Annotated in this window: 13 protein-coding genes; 7 read left to right on the forward strand and 6 right to left on the reverse strand. The window is 69.6% G+C overall.

Annotation, left to right across the window (positions count from 1 at the left end; translation table 11 throughout):
* Window positions 1-85 precede the first annotated feature (85 nt).
* The 3 genes from ACIBEI_RS04520 (at window position 86) to ACIBEI_RS04530 (ending at window position 4,552) form a co-directional block, all read left to right on the forward strand.
* Window positions 86-1,936, forward strand: coding sequence for a LamG-like jellyroll fold domain-containing protein (locus ACIBEI_RS04520; RefSeq protein ID WP_398884920.1), 1,851 nt, complete (start codon window positions 86-88; stop codon window positions 1,934-1,936).
* Between the two features lie 30 nt (window positions 1,937-1,966).
* Entirely contained in the window at window positions 1,967-3,637 is a 1,671-nt protein-coding gene (locus ACIBEI_RS04525) for a PHP domain-containing protein (RefSeq protein WP_398884922.1), read from the forward strand.
* Between the two features lie 87 nt (window positions 3,638-3,724).
* Window positions 3,725-4,552 carry a PaaX family transcriptional regulator C-terminal domain-containing protein gene (locus ACIBEI_RS04530; RefSeq protein WP_398884924.1) on the forward strand — a complete coding sequence of 276 codons (828 nt, stop codon included), beginning with the start codon at window positions 3,725-3,727 and terminating at the stop codon, window positions 4,550-4,552.
* 92 nt (window positions 4,553-4,644) lie between these two features.
* On the opposite strand, the gene ACIBEI_RS04535 is transcribed toward ACIBEI_RS04530, so the two are convergent.
* The 4 genes from ACIBEI_RS04535 to ACIBEI_RS04550 all read right to left on the reverse strand — a co-directional run bounded on the left by ACIBEI_RS04535 (window position 4,645) and on the right by ACIBEI_RS04550 (window position 8,505).
* A complete protein-coding gene (locus ACIBEI_RS04535; RefSeq protein ID WP_398884926.1) occupies window positions 4,645-5,100 on the reverse strand; it encodes a MaoC family dehydratase in 456 nt (151 codons plus the stop codon).
* A 32-nt stretch (window positions 5,101-5,132) separates the two neighbouring features.
* Complete coding sequence (menE, locus tag ACIBEI_RS04540; protein ID WP_398884928.1) at window positions 5,133-6,635, reverse strand: o-succinylbenzoate--CoA ligase; 1,503 nt, start codon at window positions 6,633-6,635, stop codon at window positions 5,133-5,135.
* A 64-nt stretch (window positions 6,636-6,699) separates the two neighbouring features.
* Window positions 6,700-7,575: an amidohydrolase family protein gene (locus ACIBEI_RS04545; protein ID WP_398885125.1), complete on the reverse strand. Its 876-nt coding sequence runs from the start codon at window positions 7,573-7,575 to the stop codon at window positions 6,700-6,702.
* 12 nt (window positions 7,576-7,587) lie between these two features.
* The gene (locus ACIBEI_RS04550; RefSeq protein WP_398884930.1) at window positions 7,588-8,505 is read right to left on the reverse strand and encodes an SDR family NAD(P)-dependent oxidoreductase; all 918 of its coding nucleotides are present in this window, start codon (window positions 8,503-8,505) and stop codon (window positions 7,588-7,590) included.
* Between the two features lie 242 nt (window positions 8,506-8,747).
* Here ACIBEI_RS04550 and ACIBEI_RS04555 point away from each other — a divergent pair, with 242 nt between their 5' ends.
* The 4 genes from ACIBEI_RS04555 to ACIBEI_RS04570 all read left to right on the forward strand — a co-directional run bounded on the left by ACIBEI_RS04555 (window position 8,748) and on the right by ACIBEI_RS04570 (window position 12,349).
* Window positions 8,748-9,176: a MarR family winged helix-turn-helix transcriptional regulator gene (locus ACIBEI_RS04555; RefSeq protein ID WP_398884932.1), complete on the forward strand. Its 429-nt coding sequence runs from the start codon at window positions 8,748-8,750 to the stop codon at window positions 9,174-9,176.
* 47 nt (window positions 9,177-9,223) lie between these two features.
* Entirely contained in the window at window positions 9,224-9,976 is a 753-nt protein-coding gene (locus tag ACIBEI_RS04560; protein ID WP_398884934.1) for an IclR family transcriptional regulator, read from the forward strand.
* A 286-nt stretch (window positions 9,977-10,262) separates the two neighbouring features.
* Window positions 10,263-11,861, forward strand: coding sequence for an FAD-binding oxidoreductase (locus ACIBEI_RS04565; RefSeq protein WP_398884936.1), 1,599 nt, complete (start codon window positions 10,263-10,265; stop codon window positions 11,859-11,861).
* Window positions 11,862-11,899: 38 nt separating this feature from the next.
* Window positions 11,900-12,349, forward strand: coding sequence for a DUF6069 family protein (locus ACIBEI_RS04570; RefSeq protein ID WP_359711793.1), 450 nt, complete (start codon window positions 11,900-11,902; stop codon window positions 12,347-12,349).
* 851 nt (window positions 12,350-13,200) lie between these two features.
* On the opposite strand, the gene ACIBEI_RS04575 is transcribed toward ACIBEI_RS04570, so the two are convergent.
* The gene (locus ACIBEI_RS04575) at window positions 13,201-14,037 is read right to left on the reverse strand and encodes a response regulator transcription factor (protein ID WP_398884938.1); all 837 of its coding nucleotides are present in this window, start codon (window positions 14,035-14,037) and stop codon (window positions 13,201-13,203) included.
* Window positions 14,038-14,295: 258 nt separating this feature from the next.
* Window positions 14,296-15,414: an NADH:flavin oxidoreductase gene (locus ACIBEI_RS04580; protein WP_398884940.1), complete on the reverse strand. Its 1,119-nt coding sequence runs from the start codon at window positions 15,412-15,414 to the stop codon at window positions 14,296-14,298.
* Window positions 15,415-15,494 lie beyond the last annotated feature (80 nt).

A 15,494-nucleotide genomic window follows, 5' to 3' on the forward strand; every position in this document is an offset into this window, starting at 1 on the left:
CGACCGCCGCCCTCTCCTGGTCGCCACCCCCCTCCCGAGTCACCACCCCCCTCTCCCGAGCAGTCCCCCTTCTCACGGAGCAGACGTGTGTACTTCGCATGAGCACGACCCGGCCGAGGCCTGCCCGCAAGCCGGCGCCGGACGACGGAACTTCCTGCGGGCGACCGCGCTGATCGGCGCGGCCACGGCGGCGGTCGCGCTGCCGACGGCCACCGCGCAGGCGGCGCCCTCCTCGGGCACCCGCTGGAGACCCGACCCCGACAGCCGCCGCTTCACGCTCGCGGTGATGCCGGACACGCAGTATCTGTTCGACGGGCCCAGCATCGACAAGGCGCCCGTCGAGGCGTCCCTGCGCTATCTGCTGGAGCACGGGCGCGACGAGAACATCGTGTTCCTGTCCCACCTCGGCGACCTCACGCAGAACGGCGCGAAGGAGGAGTGCGCTGCGATCGGCGACGCCTTCCGGCTGCTCGACCGGCGAGGCGTCGGCTACAGCGTCCTCGCGGGCAACCACGACGTGAAGTCGTCGACGGACGACCAGCGCGGCTCGACCCCGTACCTGGACGTCTTCGGACCGGACCGCTTCAAGGGCAGGTCCACGTACGGGGGCGCCTCGCCGGACGGTTACAACACCTTCCACCTCTTCCGGGCCGCCGGGCGGGAGTGGATGGTGCTCGCGCTGGACTGGCGACTGTCCGCGAAGGGCTTCGCCTGGGCCAAGGACATCATCGCCCGGCACCCGAAGACGCCGGTGATCCTGACGACGCACGAGCTGGTCGACCAGGACGACTCGCTCTCCTCGTACGGACAACAGCTGTGGGACCAGTTGATCGAGGACCACGACCAGATCTTCCTCACCCTCAACGGGCACTACTGGCCCGCGGCTCGGGCAACCCGCAAGAACGCGGCGGGACATGACGTCCACCTGCACCTGACGAACTATCAGAACCGTTACTTCGGCGGTGCGGCGATGATCCGCCTCTACCGCTTCGACCTCGACCGGAACACCGTGGACGTGGAGACGGTCTCGCCGTGGATCCTCGGCCGGGCCGCGAAGGGGCTCAACGAGCTGGAGCGGCAGGAGAGCGAACTCAGCGGTGACACCGACCGGTTCTCGGTCGGAATCGACTTCGAGGAGCGCTTCGCCGGCTTCGCCCCGGTGCCCGCGCGCCCGGCGCGTCCCACGTCGAAGATGCTGATACCGGGCACGGTCGCGTACTGGCGCTTCGACGGCAAGGACGACGGGGCCGCCGTGACCGGCACGGTCCGCGACGCGTCCGGGCGCGGCAACGACCTCTCCCTGGTCACGGTCGCGGGCGGCACGCTCACCTGGTCGTCGGACCACCACCCGGACCAGCCGGGCCACGGGAGCCTGGACTTCCACGGCGGGAAGCCTCCGCTGAAGGGTGCGTACCTGCGGACGGTCGACGGCGCGCCGCTCAACTCCGCCACCTTCAAGGCGGGTTACACCATCGAGGCCTTCTACCGGCTGCCCGCCGACTGGGATCCCGGGCGTGACGCGTGGGCCGGGCTGCTCGGCCGCACCGGCACGGGCGGCGCCGCGGGGAAGACCGTCGACGACCCGGACGAGCCCATCGCCACGCTGTCGCTGTCGAACGACCGCGAGCCCCAGTGGGCCATGCGCCCTCTCAACCAGCAGGGAATCGCGACGAACTGGGGCCAGGAGACACCGCTGGAGACGTGGTGGCACCTCGCCGTCGTCAACGACGGACGGCACACCACCCTGTACGTCCAGGGCTGCCCGGTAGTGCGCAATCCGAGGGCGTCGTCCGTCGGCATCACCTCGGTCGGCCTGCCCTGGATCCTCGGCGGCTACGAGTACGCCGGGAAGATCGACCAGATCCTGCACGGACGGCTCGGTGACGTACGCATCGTCGAACGCGCCCTGCCCGTCACGTCGTTCATGAACCACTGATCCATCGAGCTCCGAGGGACTCACCAGACCATGACCGAGCAGCAGCTGCCCGCCTGGGCAGATCCGTCCGTCTCCCCCGCCGCCCTCGACGCGCAGGGCGTGTCCCGACGTCAACTCATGTGCCGTGCGGGCCTGTTCGGCGCCGCCTTCGCCGCCGGATCGCTGGCGACACCCGCCGTGGCGAGCGCGAAGGGCTTCGGCGGCAACGACCCGCGCCTCGCCTACCTCGTCGGCGACCACCATGTGCACTCCGTCTACAGCCACGACGCGAAGTACACGTTCTCCCAACTGGCCCAGGCGAGCGCCAAGTACGGCCTCGACTGGATGGTGTTCAACGAGCACTCCAACTTCGGGCACGCCCAGTACGGGGCGAAGCTGGAGCACGAGGAGATCCTCAAGGCCCGTGCGGCGAACCCGCGTCAGCTGATCTTCCAGGGCCTGGAGTGGTACATCCCGGGCGCCGAGCACTGCACGATCTTCGCGGCGCCCGGCCGCCACGAGGTGGACCTGCTCACGAAGTTCGAGCTGGCCTACGACGGCAAGCTGCTCGGCTACACGGCGGGCGGCCCCACCCACCCCGACACCCCGCGCAACGAGGCGCACGCCGTCAACGCCATCAAGTGGCTTGCCGCGCAACGCCGTTCGGGCTACGTGGACGACGTACTGGTCTTCGCCAACCACCCGATGCGCCTGGGTATCGACTCCCCGCACGAGATGCGGAACTGGCGGGACGCGGCCCCCGAGATCATGATCGGCATGGAGGGCGCGCCGGGTGCGCAGGGCGGTGCCATCCCCGGCTGGCGCGGTCCGACGTCGATACGCGGCGAGTACGAGAACAAGCCGTCGGCGGACTCCTGGCCCGGCTATCCGACGGACGCCTACGTCACCTACGGCGGCTTCGACTGGATGACGGCGACCGTCGGCGGCATGTGGGACGCCATGCTCTCCGAGGGCAGGCTGTTCACGATCACCACCAACTCCGATGTGCACCGGGTGGTGTTCGACACCTGGAAGAACGGCGACTGGCTGCCGGGGCAGAACTTCGACAACACGGGCCGGCTGCCCGACCCGGTCAACACCACCGAGCCGCAGCCGGGCGGCGACTTCTGGCCCGGCCAGTTCAGCCGCACGCACGTCGGCGTGTCCCGCTACGGCTACCGCGCGGTGATGGCGGGCCTGCGCGCGGGCCGCGTCTGGCTCGACCACGGGCATCTGCTCGACGGTCTCGACGTACGGCTGAAGCGGGACTGCGACCACGGCCGGGGTGTCACGCTCGGCAGTCGGCTGCGGGTGCGCAAGGGCGAGAAGCTGACCCTGAGCGTGACCGTGACGACGGCCTCGCGGCCCAACCCGCACGACATCCTGCCCGAGTTGGCCCATGTGGACGTCATCCGCGGCGCGGTGCGCGGTCCGTCGGCCGACCGGGACGACTGGCGGGCGCCGGCCACCAAGGTCGTGCACACGGCGGACGTGTCCGGCCGCAAGGGCACGTACACCCTGCGCATCCCGCTGACCGCCGGGGACGAGTCCTTCTACGTGCGGCTGCGCGGCAGCGACGGCAACCGGCACGGCGCCGGGTACCTGGGCGCGTCGGTCGACCCGCACGGGCCCATCCCGCACGCGCCCGGCGACGGTGATCCGTGGCTCGACACGTGGTTCTACTCCAACCCCGTCTTCGTGGAGGTCGCCGGCCACCGGTGAGGCCGGTCCGGGGGCTGCACGTACTGGGGCGGCCTGTGCGCCCGTACTACCTGGTCACGAGCTGATCGACGGGCGTACCGTGGGCCGGTGACCACTGACGAGGCGCTGCGGCCCCAGTCCCTCATGCTGTCGTTCCTGGGCGACCAGGTGCTCGGTCGTGACGTCTGCGTGTACTCGGGGAGCGTCATCGACGTCTTCGGGCGCGCGGGCGTCGGCGAGCACGCGACCCGCTCGACGCTGACGCGCATGGTGGGCCGCGATCTGCTCAGGCGGCAGCGCGAGGGACGCCGTATGTACTTCGGGCTGACCGAGCGCTCGGAGGCCGTGCTACGGGACGGCGAGCAGCGGATCTGGGAGGAGGGGGCCGTCAACCGGCAGTGGGACGGCTCCTGGACGCTGCTCGGCTTCTCGCTCCCGGAGTCCTGGCAGCGTCAACGGCACGATCTGCGCGCGCAGTTGACGTGGAGCGGCTTCGGCCCGCTGTTCGGCGGGCTGTGGATCGCGCCCGGCGAGGTCGACGTCTCCGCGCTCGTCACCGAACTCGGCCTGTCCGCCCATGTGAAGATCTTCCGGGCCCACGCGGACGCGGGCATGGACATCGGCGCCATGATCGAGGAGACCTGGGAACTGGACGAACTGGCCACGCGCTACGAGGCGTTCACGCACCGCTGGCAGCACTGGGAGACGACGGAGCCCGCCGCCGACGAGGCGCTCGCACTCCGCCTGCGCCTGTCGACGGAGTGGCTGCAGATCATCCGCGGGGATCCGCGCCTGCCGGTCAAACACCTCCCGGACGACTGGCCCGCCGAACAGGCCGAGAAGACGTTCCACACGGTGTACGCCCAACTGACCCCGCTCGCACGGGAGTCGGCGGACCGGCTACTGGACCTGGTGCCGGTACGACCGGGCGTTTGAGCGCCCTTCAGGGGCGCGGGGAACTGCGCGACAAGCCCCCACCGGCCCGCAGCCGACACACGACCCGTCGTCGCCCGGCACCAGCAGAGCCCTCACACATAAAACCGGGACAAACTCTGCAGCACCGCCGCAGGCTTGGGCGCACCCTCGATCTCGATCGTCCCGTCAACAGTGATCTGCACACCCCCCGGCACGTCCTCGACATCCGCCAGCCTCCCCACGAGCCGAATACGCGAGCCAACCTTCACCGGCGAGGGAAACCGCACCTTGTTGAGACCGTAGTTGACCTTGGTCGTGACGCCCTGCACGTCCAGCAGCTCGGTGAAGAGCGGGATGAACAGCGAGAGGGTGAGATAACCGTGCGCGATGGGCGCGCCGAACGGCCCCTCCTTGGCCTTCTCCTCGTCGACGTGGATCCACTGGTGGTCGCCCGTGGCATCGGCGAACGTGTTGACGCGCTCCTGGGTGACCTCGATCCACTCACTCGTGCCGAGGTCGCTGCCCGCGAGCTTCTTGAGTTCGTCGATGCCGTTCACGGTGATGCTCATAAGTGCCTGTTCCTTGAGGGGAGTTGGGAGGGTCATCGCGTCCCGTACCGCTTACGCACCCGGGACTTGAGGAGCTTGCCGGAGGCCGTCCGCGGCAGTTCGTCCGCGAGCACCACCGACTTCGGGATCTTGTACTTGGCGAGGCGTCCGGCCAGGGACGCGAGGACCTCGTCGGGGTCGAGCTCGACGTCCTCCCGGGGCACGACGACCGCGCGCGGCACCTCGCCCCACTTCTCGTCGGGCACGCCGATGACCGCGCACTCGACGATGTCGGGGTGAGCCAGGAGCTGGTCCTCGATCTCGGCGGGGTAGATGTTCTCGCCGCCCGAGATGATCATGTCCTTGAGGCGGTCGACGATGGTGACATAGCCGTCCTCGTCGATCCGGGCGGCGTCCCCGCTGCGGAACCAGCCGTCGTGGAACACGGCCGCGGTCTCGTCGGGCAACCCCCAGTAGCCGGGCATGACGTGCGGTCCGCGTACGACCACTTCCCCGGTCTCGCCGATCTCGGCGGGGGCCAGGTCGGGCCGTACGACACGGACGTCGCTGAAGAAGTGCGGCACGCCCGCCGAACCCGCCTTGCTCACCGCGTGCTCGGCATCCAGGAAGAGCACGCCGGGCGAGGCCTCGGTCATGCCGTAGCCCTGGAGGAAGGTGAGGCCCCGCTCCTGGTAGGCGGCGATGAGCGGAGTCGGCACGGGTGAGCCGCCGCAGCTGAGCATGCGCAGGGAGGACAGGTCGGCGTCGGCCCAGCGCGGATGGCGGGCCACGTGCTCGAACATGGTGGGCACGCCGAACATGAAGGTGATCCGGTGCCGTTCGATCAGGTCGAAGGTGGCAGCCGGGTCGAAGGCCTCGACCAGGACGCAGGTGCCGCCCTTGAGGAGGACCGGCAGGGTGAGCATGTTCAGCCCGGCCGTGTGGAACAACGGGGCGGAGACCAGGGCGCGTTCGTCGGCGATCAGGTCCTGGTCGACCAGGACGTTGACGGCGTTCCACGTCAGGTTGCCGTGGGTGAGCATCGCGCCCTTGGGCCGGCCGGTCGTGCCCGAGGTGTACATGATGATGCAGGTGTCGTCGGCGGTGACGGGTTCGTCGATCGCCTCGTCGGGGGCCCCGCCGAGCAACTGGTCGTATTCGGCGCCCACTTCGACGTACGTACGGACGTCGCTGTTGCCCGGCAGTCCCGCGACCAGGCCGGCGAACGACGGCCCGTACACGAGGGCCTTGGCCCCGGAGTCCGTGAGCTGGTAGGCGATCTCGGGCCCGGCGAGGCGGGTGTTGAGCGGGACGAAGACCGCCCCGAGGGTGCCCGCCGCGAACAGTGTCTCCAGGTAGGAGGGGTGGTTCGGGCCGAGGTAGGCGATCCGGTCGCCGCGGCGCACTCCGGAGGCGCGCAGGGCGTGCGCGAGGCGGGTGGTCCGCTCGTACAGCCCGGCGTAGGTGACCGTCGTGTCGCCGTGGATCAGGGCGGTGCGGTGGGGGGTCTTGCGGGCCCGGCGTGCGGGCCACGACCCCAGTCCCTCGTTACGCATGTCCGTGCCCCTGTCCTTCGTCGCACATGGGGTGCCTCTGTCCTTCGTTGCACATGGCTGCCCGTTATGGCTTCGTCAGCCCGAGCAGCCGGGCCGCGTTCTCCTTGAGGATCTTCGGCCTGACCTCGTCCTTGATGGAGAGCTTGGCGAAGTCGGCCAGCCAGCGGTCCGGGGTGAGGACCGGGTAGTCGGAACCGAACAGCACCTTGTCCTTGAGGAGCGTGTTCGCGTACTGCACGAGCTGCGGCGGGAAGTACTTCGGCGACCAGCCGGACAGGTCGATGTGGACGCCCGGCTTGTGGGTCGCGACCGCGAGGGCCTCGTCCTGCCAGGGAAACGACGGGTGCGCCAGGATGATCTTGAGGTGCGGGAAGTCCGCGGCGACGTCGTCCACGTGGAGGGGGTTGGAGTACTTCAGCCGGATCCCGCCCCCGCCCGGGACGCCCGCGCCGATGCCCGTCTGCCCGGTGTGGAAGAGGGCGATCGTGCCGGTCTCCTCGATCACCTCGTACAGCTCGTACGCGACCGACCTGTCGTTGGGGAAGAAGCCCTGGATGCTGGGGTGGAACTTGAAGCCCTTCACCCCGTACTCCTCGACCAGGCGGCGGGCCTGCTTCACGCCCGCCTTGCCGCGGAAGGGGTCGATGGAGGCGAAGGGGATCAGTACGTCCGCGTTGGCGGCGGCCGCCTCGGCGACCTCCTCGTTCGGGACGGGCTCGGTGCCGGTGGCGGACTCGGCGTCGACCGTGAAGATCACGGCGGCCATCTTCCGCTCACGGTAGTAGGCGGCCGTCTCCTCAAGCGTCGGCTTCCGCTTGCCCTCGACCTTGAAGTAGGCGCTGGAGGCCTCGTGCAGGTCGTCGTCCAGGGAGGAGGTGCCCTTGGAGGAGACCTCGGCGTGGGTGTGGACGTCGATCGCGACGAGTTCCTCGACGTCGATGGTCGTCATGGGTCACGCCTCCGGGAACTTCGGGGCGGGGATGCCGACCGACTGCGGCTCGGCGCCCAGCGAGGCCGGCCAGACGTGGGCGAGGGAGTCGGGGGTCCAGCCACCGTCAGCGTACGCCGCCTTGATCTCCTGGGGGTGGGACCACAGGGCGACCTTGTCGCCGCCGATGCCGATGGCCTGGCCGGTCACCCCGCGGGCGGCCTCGGAGGCCAGGAACGGGACGAGCACGGCACAGTCCTCGGGGGTGCCGAAGCCCTCGCCCTTGCGGAGGAACTCCGGCAGCGGCTCGCCGCCGCGCATGGCCTCGATGTAGGGCGCGAAGACCGGAATGGTCTCGGTCATCGCGGTCGCGGCCACCGGCACGATCGCGTTGACGGTGATGCCCGCGCGGCCCAGCTCCATCGACCATGTACGGGCCATGGCGGCGATGCCGGCCTTGGCGGCGGAGTAGTTGGTCTGGCCGAAGTTGCCGCGCTGGCCGGCCGGGGAGCCGACCAGGATCAGCGTGCCGCCCTCGCCCTGCTCGCGCATGCGTACGGCGGCGGCGCGGGCGCAGGTGAAGGTGCCCTTGAGGTGGGTGGTGATCACCGCGTCGAAGTCCTCGTCGGTCATCTTCCACAGGACCTTGTCCCGGAGGATGCCCGCGTTGGTGACCAGGACGTCGAGGCGGCCGAACTCCGCCACCGCGCGGCCCACCAGCCGCTCCGCGGCCTCGGTCGTACCGACCGGGACCACCTCGGCCACGGCGGTGCCGCCCGCCTCGGTGATCGCCTTGACGGCCTGCTCGGCGACGGCCTCGTCCACGTCGTTGACGACCACGGAGGCGCCGGCGGCGGCCAGGGCATGCGCATAGGCCAGGCCGAGGCCACGGCCGGAGCCGGTGACGACGGCGACCTTGCCGGTGAGATCGATGCTGGGCACGACGGTCCCTTCGAGAAACGGATCACCTGCGGAAGGCAGGACGGCTACGAGATCGGAGCAGTACGAGATCGAAGCTAAAGACAATCATTGTTATCGTCAATAGTTGTTGCCGACTCGTCCGTGCGGCATGCTGTGAGCAACACGTACGCACCGCCCCCGCGGGGGCCCGGCCCAGGGAGCCCGCCATCGCCGGCCAGCAGCACGCCTCGCCCCCCGCCTCCATCGACGCCCAGGAGCCGTGGATGCGCGGACTGCACGCGGACACCGGCTACCTGCTCTACCGGCTGGGACTGCGGTCGGGGCAGCTGTTCAACACGTTCCTCCAGGAGTCGGGGCTGCGGCTGCGGCACTACGCGCTGCTGCGGTTCCTGGCCACCTCCGAGGGCGCGCTCCAGCGGGAGCTGAGCTCGCGGCTCGGCTACGACCCGAGCGCGATCGTCGGTCTGGTCGACGACCTGGAGAAGCTGGGCTTCGCCGAGCGCCGCCCCTCGCCCGACGACCGCCGCAGCCGCATCGTCGTACTGACCGAGGACGGCCGCGCCTTCCTGCGCGACACCGACGAAGCGGGCCTGCGGGTGACGAACGACCTGCTCCAGCCCCTCGACCCCGCCGAGCGGGACACCCTGCACACACTGCTGCAGCGGGTCGCCGAAGCGGAGCTCGACACATGACCGGCCCAGGCTCATGACCGGCCTCGACTCATGACCGGTCCCGGCCGATGACCGCGCCCTCCGCCCCCGACCGTCTCCTCGCCGTGCTCGCCGCCTTCGACCACGACCACCCGGCGCTCTCCCTCACGGACATCAGCCGCCGGGCCGGGCTCTCCCTCACCACCGCCCACCGGCTGGTGGGAGCGCTCAGCGACTGGGGTGCCCTGGAGCGCGACGCGTCCGGGATCTACCACGTGGGCCTGCGCCTGTGGGAGATCGCGGCGCTCTCCCCGCGCGGTCTCGCGCTGCGGCAGATCGCGTTGCCGTATCTGGAGGACCTGTACGAAGCCACGCACGAGAACGTGCAGTTGGCGGTCCGGGACGGCTCCGAGGTCGTCTACATCGAGTGGATCTCCGGCCGTTCGGCCGTGGGCGTGAAGATCCAGGTGGGCGCCCGCTGGCCACTGCACGCGACCGGCGTGGGCCTCGCGCTCCTCGCGCACTGCGAGGCCGGCTTCCAGGAGACGTACTGCGGCGGACCACTCGCCGGATTCACCCCGCACACCATCACGGACGCGGCCACCCTGCGCCGCGTCCTCGCCGAAGTCCGCCGCGCGGGCGTGGCGGTGAGCATCCGTCAGATCACCGACGACGCCCTGTCGGTGGCCGCACCCGTCCGCGGTGCGGACGGCTCGGTGGCCGCGGCCGTCTCGGTCGTGGTGCCCGAACGCGACGCGCAGACACCGGCGTTGATCCCGGCGGTACGGCTCGCCGCACGCGGCATCTCGCGTGCGCTGGGGTGGCAGCCGGAGCGGTCGTGAGCACACGTCCGGTACGGGATTCGCGACAGATGCCCTGACCTGCCCCCACGTCCTCCGCCCGACCGCCCGTCGTGGCCCGCGGCGACAGCGGCCCGCCAAGTGACTCTTCGGGAGGGGCGGGCTTTTGCGGGTTTGGGTCTGAGCATCAGGTTTCGTACGGAGCTATGACAGATCCGTGTCAACTGTGCCCGGACCGCGCGGAGCCCCTGCTTGGCTGGCGGCAGTCTCCAGCCGTTCCACGTACTTGAGAAATTCCACGTACTTGAGAAAAGGGTGAGTGCTCGACATGGTTTCGCGCCGCACGTTCCTTGGCTCCTCGATAGTTGTGGCCGGTACCACGACGGGCCTGTCCGCCGTGGTACCGGCCGCCCACGCTGGCACGACCGCCGCCGCGGCCGTGCCGCCCGAGGTGATCGTCAGACCCGGCGACACGCGCTACGCCGAGCTGGCAGGGCGCGGCTACAACACCCGCTTCCGGGCCGCCCCGGACGAGATCTGGCTGGTGCACAACGCCTCCCAGGTGGAGAAGGCGGTCGCCCAGGCGATCCGAAAGGACCAGCGGATCACCGTACGCAGCGGCGGCCACTGCTTCGACGGCCTGGTCGACGACCCCCAGTTCCGTCTCCTGGTCGACACCTCGGAGATGAAGCGGGTCTACTTCGACAGCTCGATGAACGCGTTCGCCGTCGAGTCCGGCGCCCGGCTCGGCGAGGTCTACAAGGCACTGTACGAGGGCTGGGGCGTGACCCTGCCCGGCGGCGTCTGCCCCGAGGTCGGTGTCGGCGGGCATGTGTCCGGCGGCGGCTACGGACCTCTGTCCCGGCGCTACGGACTGTCGGTCGACCATCTGTACGCGGTCGAGGTGGTGGTCGCGGGCAGCGACGGCAAGGCTCGTACGATCGTCGCGACCAGCCGTCGCAGCGACCCGAACCGCGACCTGTGGTGGGCGCACACCGGTGGTGGCGGCGGTCAGTTCGGCATCGTGACCAAGTTCTGGTTCCGTACGCCGGGCGCGTCGGGAGCCCCCACCGCGCTGCTGCCCAAGCCGCCCGCCCGGATGCGCAAGTCCCTTGTGACCTGGCAGTGGTCGGACATCACGGAGGCCGGCTTCACCCGGCTGCTGCTCAACCACGGTGCCTGGCACGCGGCCAACAGCGGGCCCAACTCGCCGTACGCCACCATGCACAGCTCCTTCCAACTGCGTTCGTCGCTGGTCGGGTCGTTCGTGCTGGAAATCCGGATGGACGCGACGCTCGCCGCCACCCCGAAGCTGTTCGACGACTACCTGGCCGCGGTGTCGGCCGGTGTCGGTGTCACGCCGACGGTCGACACACGGGAGATGCCCTGGGTGGAGGCAGCGACCGAGCCGACGCCCCCGTTCGGCACGTACTCCCGGCACAAGTCCATCGGCGGGCATCTGCGCAAGCCGCTGACGGCAGCTCAGGTCGGCGTCGTGTACCGGTCGTTGACGGATCCCGAGCACTCCACCGGGGCCGGTCTCGTGTACCTCGCGGCATACGGCTGCAAGATCAACACGGTGTCGTCGGCGGCGACCGCGGTGGCCCAGCGGGACTCCATCTTCAAGGTCTGGTACTCGACCAACTGGTCCGAGCCGTCGGCCGACGCGGCCGAGGTCGAGTGGATCAGAACGCTGCGCAAGGGCGTCCACAGCGCCACGGGCGGCTTCCCAGTCCCGAACGACCAGCAGGACGGCGGGTACGTCAACTATCCCGACGTGGACATCAGAGACCCGTACCAGAACTCCTCGGGTGTGCCCTGGTACACGATCCTCTACAAGGACAACCACCCCCGGCTGCAGCAGGTCAAGAACACGTACGACCCGCTCAACGTCTTCAGGCACGGCCTCTCGTTGAACCCGTCCTGACCCCCCACGCCCTCATTCACCAACCGGAGGACCCTTCCATGACCAGCAGCAACCCCGCCGAGATCAGCTCTTCCCCCACGGCTCGCGCGGGGCGCGGACTGCCCCTGTGGCAGGCCGCGGTGGGCAGTGCCCTCGTCGCGACGGCCGTCAACCTGATCGTCCTGTTCATCGCCGACGCGGCGGGGGCCTCCCTGACCCTGGAGCTCAACGGCAAGGCGGACGACATCGTCGCCGGCGGTGTCATCTTCGCCTCGTTCGTACCGCCGGCGCTCGGCGTCACGGCCGCCGCGTTCGCGGCCCGCTGGAAGCCGGTGCTGCTGCGAGTCGGTCAGATCGTGTCCGGAGCGCTCGGCGTCCTCACCGCTCTCGGCCCCCTCACGAGCGAGACCGACGGCGGCACGGCGGCTTCACTCGCCGTAATGCACGTCGTCGTGGGCGCGGCCGGAGTGCTGGGACTCGAGGCGGTACGGCGCGGGCGTAACGCATAACCCTCCGGCGAAGTGGGCCGGCGCGGCGCCGGACAACGGCACCCGGTGCACCCGGGTGAGCGGGGTCCGGCGCTCGCGCCTGTGCGTGTGCGGCCGCCGGGGTAGGCAACATGGGCAGCTGCCCAGGCCTCGGAGACGGCACGATCGGGCCTCCTGCGCGAGCGGGTGGCAGCGAGGGATCCCTCGCCCGAGGGGCGAACCCGAGCGTGCTCACTCATCCACGTGGGCGGGCCGAAGCAAGGCGTCTCCGCGCCGGCGTGGCGGTCGAAGTCCTCGGTCCGCACCGGCGGTACGCGGTTCGGACGGTGGCGTGACGGCCGCCGCCGGAGGACGAATGTGGCGTGGAGCCTGTGCACTTCTGGACCGGGGTGCTGTCCGAGTGTCGTGTCATCCGAGGACGGGCCCCGACCAGCAGAGGTGGTGTGGCCGCCACGGGTGTTGTGTAGGCGGCGTGCCCATGGAACCGAATGCGGTGCGAGGCGGCGGCACGGCCGCGTCGGCGTCGGCGTCGGCGTCGGCGTCGGCGTCGAGCCATCGGTCACCAGGGGCCCGCGTTGCCGGCCGATCGGATCGCGAACGTGGAGGCCGGGGCGGAGCCGGATGCCGGTTCCTTCCGCCCCGGCCTCCACGTTCGCGATCAGGAAGACACCCGCCGAGGCCGACTCGCGGCAGCCGGTAGGCTCCCTGCCTCATGCGACGAGCCCGCGTCCCATGGGGCCGCGGGCTCGTCGTTTGCGCCGGTGCATGTCGGCGAGAGTCTCTCCGAGAGTTCATGTTATGCGTCGGGCGAAAAGAGACCGCTTTCTTCCCGAGCGATTATTTTCGAATTCACGGAAATACACGGGATCAATTTACGCATGGCCGAATCGGAAACCGACACCGCGGGCCGTGATGATCCAGCTGCTGGATCCGAGTTTACTGCGGAGGCTACTGACATGCGTGTCGATCGTGCGACCCGGCTGGGATCGGGAATCGCCCCAGACCAGGGTCATGATTTGCTTTCGGGAAACGACGCTGCCCGGCCGGGAGGCCAGCAGATAGAGCAGGTCGAACTCCTTGCGCGTCACTTCGACGGGCTCGTCGCCGAGCCGGATCTCACGGGTGCGCGAGTCGATCCGCAGCGGGCCACTGCTGATCACCTCGGTGGTCAGCGGCAGCGGGCGCACCCGCCGCATGACGGCTTCGATACGGGCCATCAGCTCGGGCAGGCTGTAGGGCTTCACCACATAGTCGTCCGCGCCCGCCTTGAGGCTGAGCACGCGGTCGAGTTCCGTGTCGCGGGCCGTGACAACGATGATTCCGACCCCGGACGCGGCCCTGACGAAACGGCAGATCTCGATGCCGTCCAGGTCGGGCAGGTCCAGGTCGATGAGCAGGACATCCGCTTCCCGGTACTTCTGGAGCGCCTTACTTCCGGTGTCCACGCTCACGGCCTGGTATCCGTGCCTGACCAGGCTCAGAACCAGGGACTGGGCCGCGGGCGCCCCGCTCTCGACAACGAGGACACGCAACACCCCTCGCGCCTTGCGGAGCTGAGGCTGGGCCTGGATGGGCGGTAGTTGCTGGGCCTGTATAGGCGGATGTGTCTGGGCATGTTGGCTCACTGGGCGCGACGGCGTTGGCGCGCGGCGATTGGCCAGTTGCTGCGGAATGGCGGGCTCGAGAAATTTCGTGGACTGATTGCTCATCCGATACTCCCCCATGTTATGCCAGATAAGCGGGCATCGAGTCGCGCTCCCAGAAGGCTACAAACCGCTCGATGAAAAGTCAAATAATAGCTATTGACATGCCAGCGAGAATGAGGGAGCCGAACCATCCGGGAAACATGAGGCAATATCAGAAGTGCATATTCGGCCAGAGTGGCCGTGATCGATTGTTGATTGCGGGATTACTCGGGTAATCAGTGCCGCATGCGGTCACCTGGAATTCTTGAAGCGTGAACGGGCTCAGTGCAGGGTACCCAGAAGGCCCATGTGGAAGGGCTGGAGTTCCTCGGTCCGGCCGCTCAGGATCTTCGTGATCCACTCCGGGTCGCCGAGCAGTGCGCGGCCGACGGCCACCAGGTCGAACTCGTCGCGCTCCACCCGGTCGAGCAGCGCGTCGATCCCGGCGACCGAGCCCGGCTTCCCCTGGAACACCTCGATGAACTCGTTGTCGAGGCCGACCGAGCCGACGCTGATCGTGGGCTTGCCCGAGACCTTCTTCGTCCAGCCGGCGAGGTTGAGCTCGGATCCCTCGAACTCGGGCAGGTGGAAGCGGCGGGTCGAGCAGTGGAAGGCGTCCACCCCGGCGTCCGACAGGGGGGCGAGCAGGGCTTCGAGCTCCTGCGGCGATCCCGCGAGCCTGGCCTGATAAGCACCCATCTTCCACTGCGAGAACCGGAAGGTGATCGGGAAGTCCGGGGCGACCGCCCCGCGGCAGGCGGCGACGATCTCCGTGGCGAACCGGGTACGGGCGCCCAGGTCACCGCCGTACGCGTCGGTGCGGTGGTTGGTCTGCTCCCAGAGGAACTGGTCGATCAGATAGCCGTGGGCCGCGTGCACCTCGATGCCGTCGAAGCCGGTCCGCTCGGCGGCGGCCGCCGCCGCGGCGTAGGCGGCGACGACATCGTCGATGTCGGTCCGCGTCATGGCGCGGCCGACGGGCGTGCCGTCGACAGCGATGCCGGAGGGGCCGATGCTCGGGGCCTCGGGTACGGGCGGGGAACCGGCCTTCCGGTCCAGGCCCACGTGCCACAGCTGCGACAGGATCTTCCCGCCCGCGTTGTGCACCGCCTTCGTCACCTCGGCCCAGCCTGCCAGGGCCTGCTCGCCGTAGATGTGGGGGACGCGGTCGCTGGTGCCGGCCGAGTCATGGCCGATGTACGTCCCCTCGGTGATGACGAGGCCGGCGCCGCCCGCCGCGCGCCGCGCGTAGTACGCCGCCACGTCGTCGCCCGGTACGCCACCCGGCGAGAACTCCCGGGTCATCGGTGCCATCACGATCCGGTTGGCGAGAGTGAGGCTGCCCAGGGTGAAGGGGCGCAGCAGGACTTCCTTGGCGCGCTCGGCGGAGGTGGTCGACATATGAAGGGTCTGCTTTCGGTCGGGGCGCGGGGGCGCCTGACGGGATCGGTGGGAAAGAAGAAGAAGGAGGACGCGGAGCG

The organism is Streptomyces sp. NPDC050988 (assembly GCF_044456225.1).
In the GTDB taxonomy this organism is placed as follows: Bacteria; Actinomycetota; Actinomycetes; order Streptomycetales; family Streptomycetaceae; genus Streptomyces.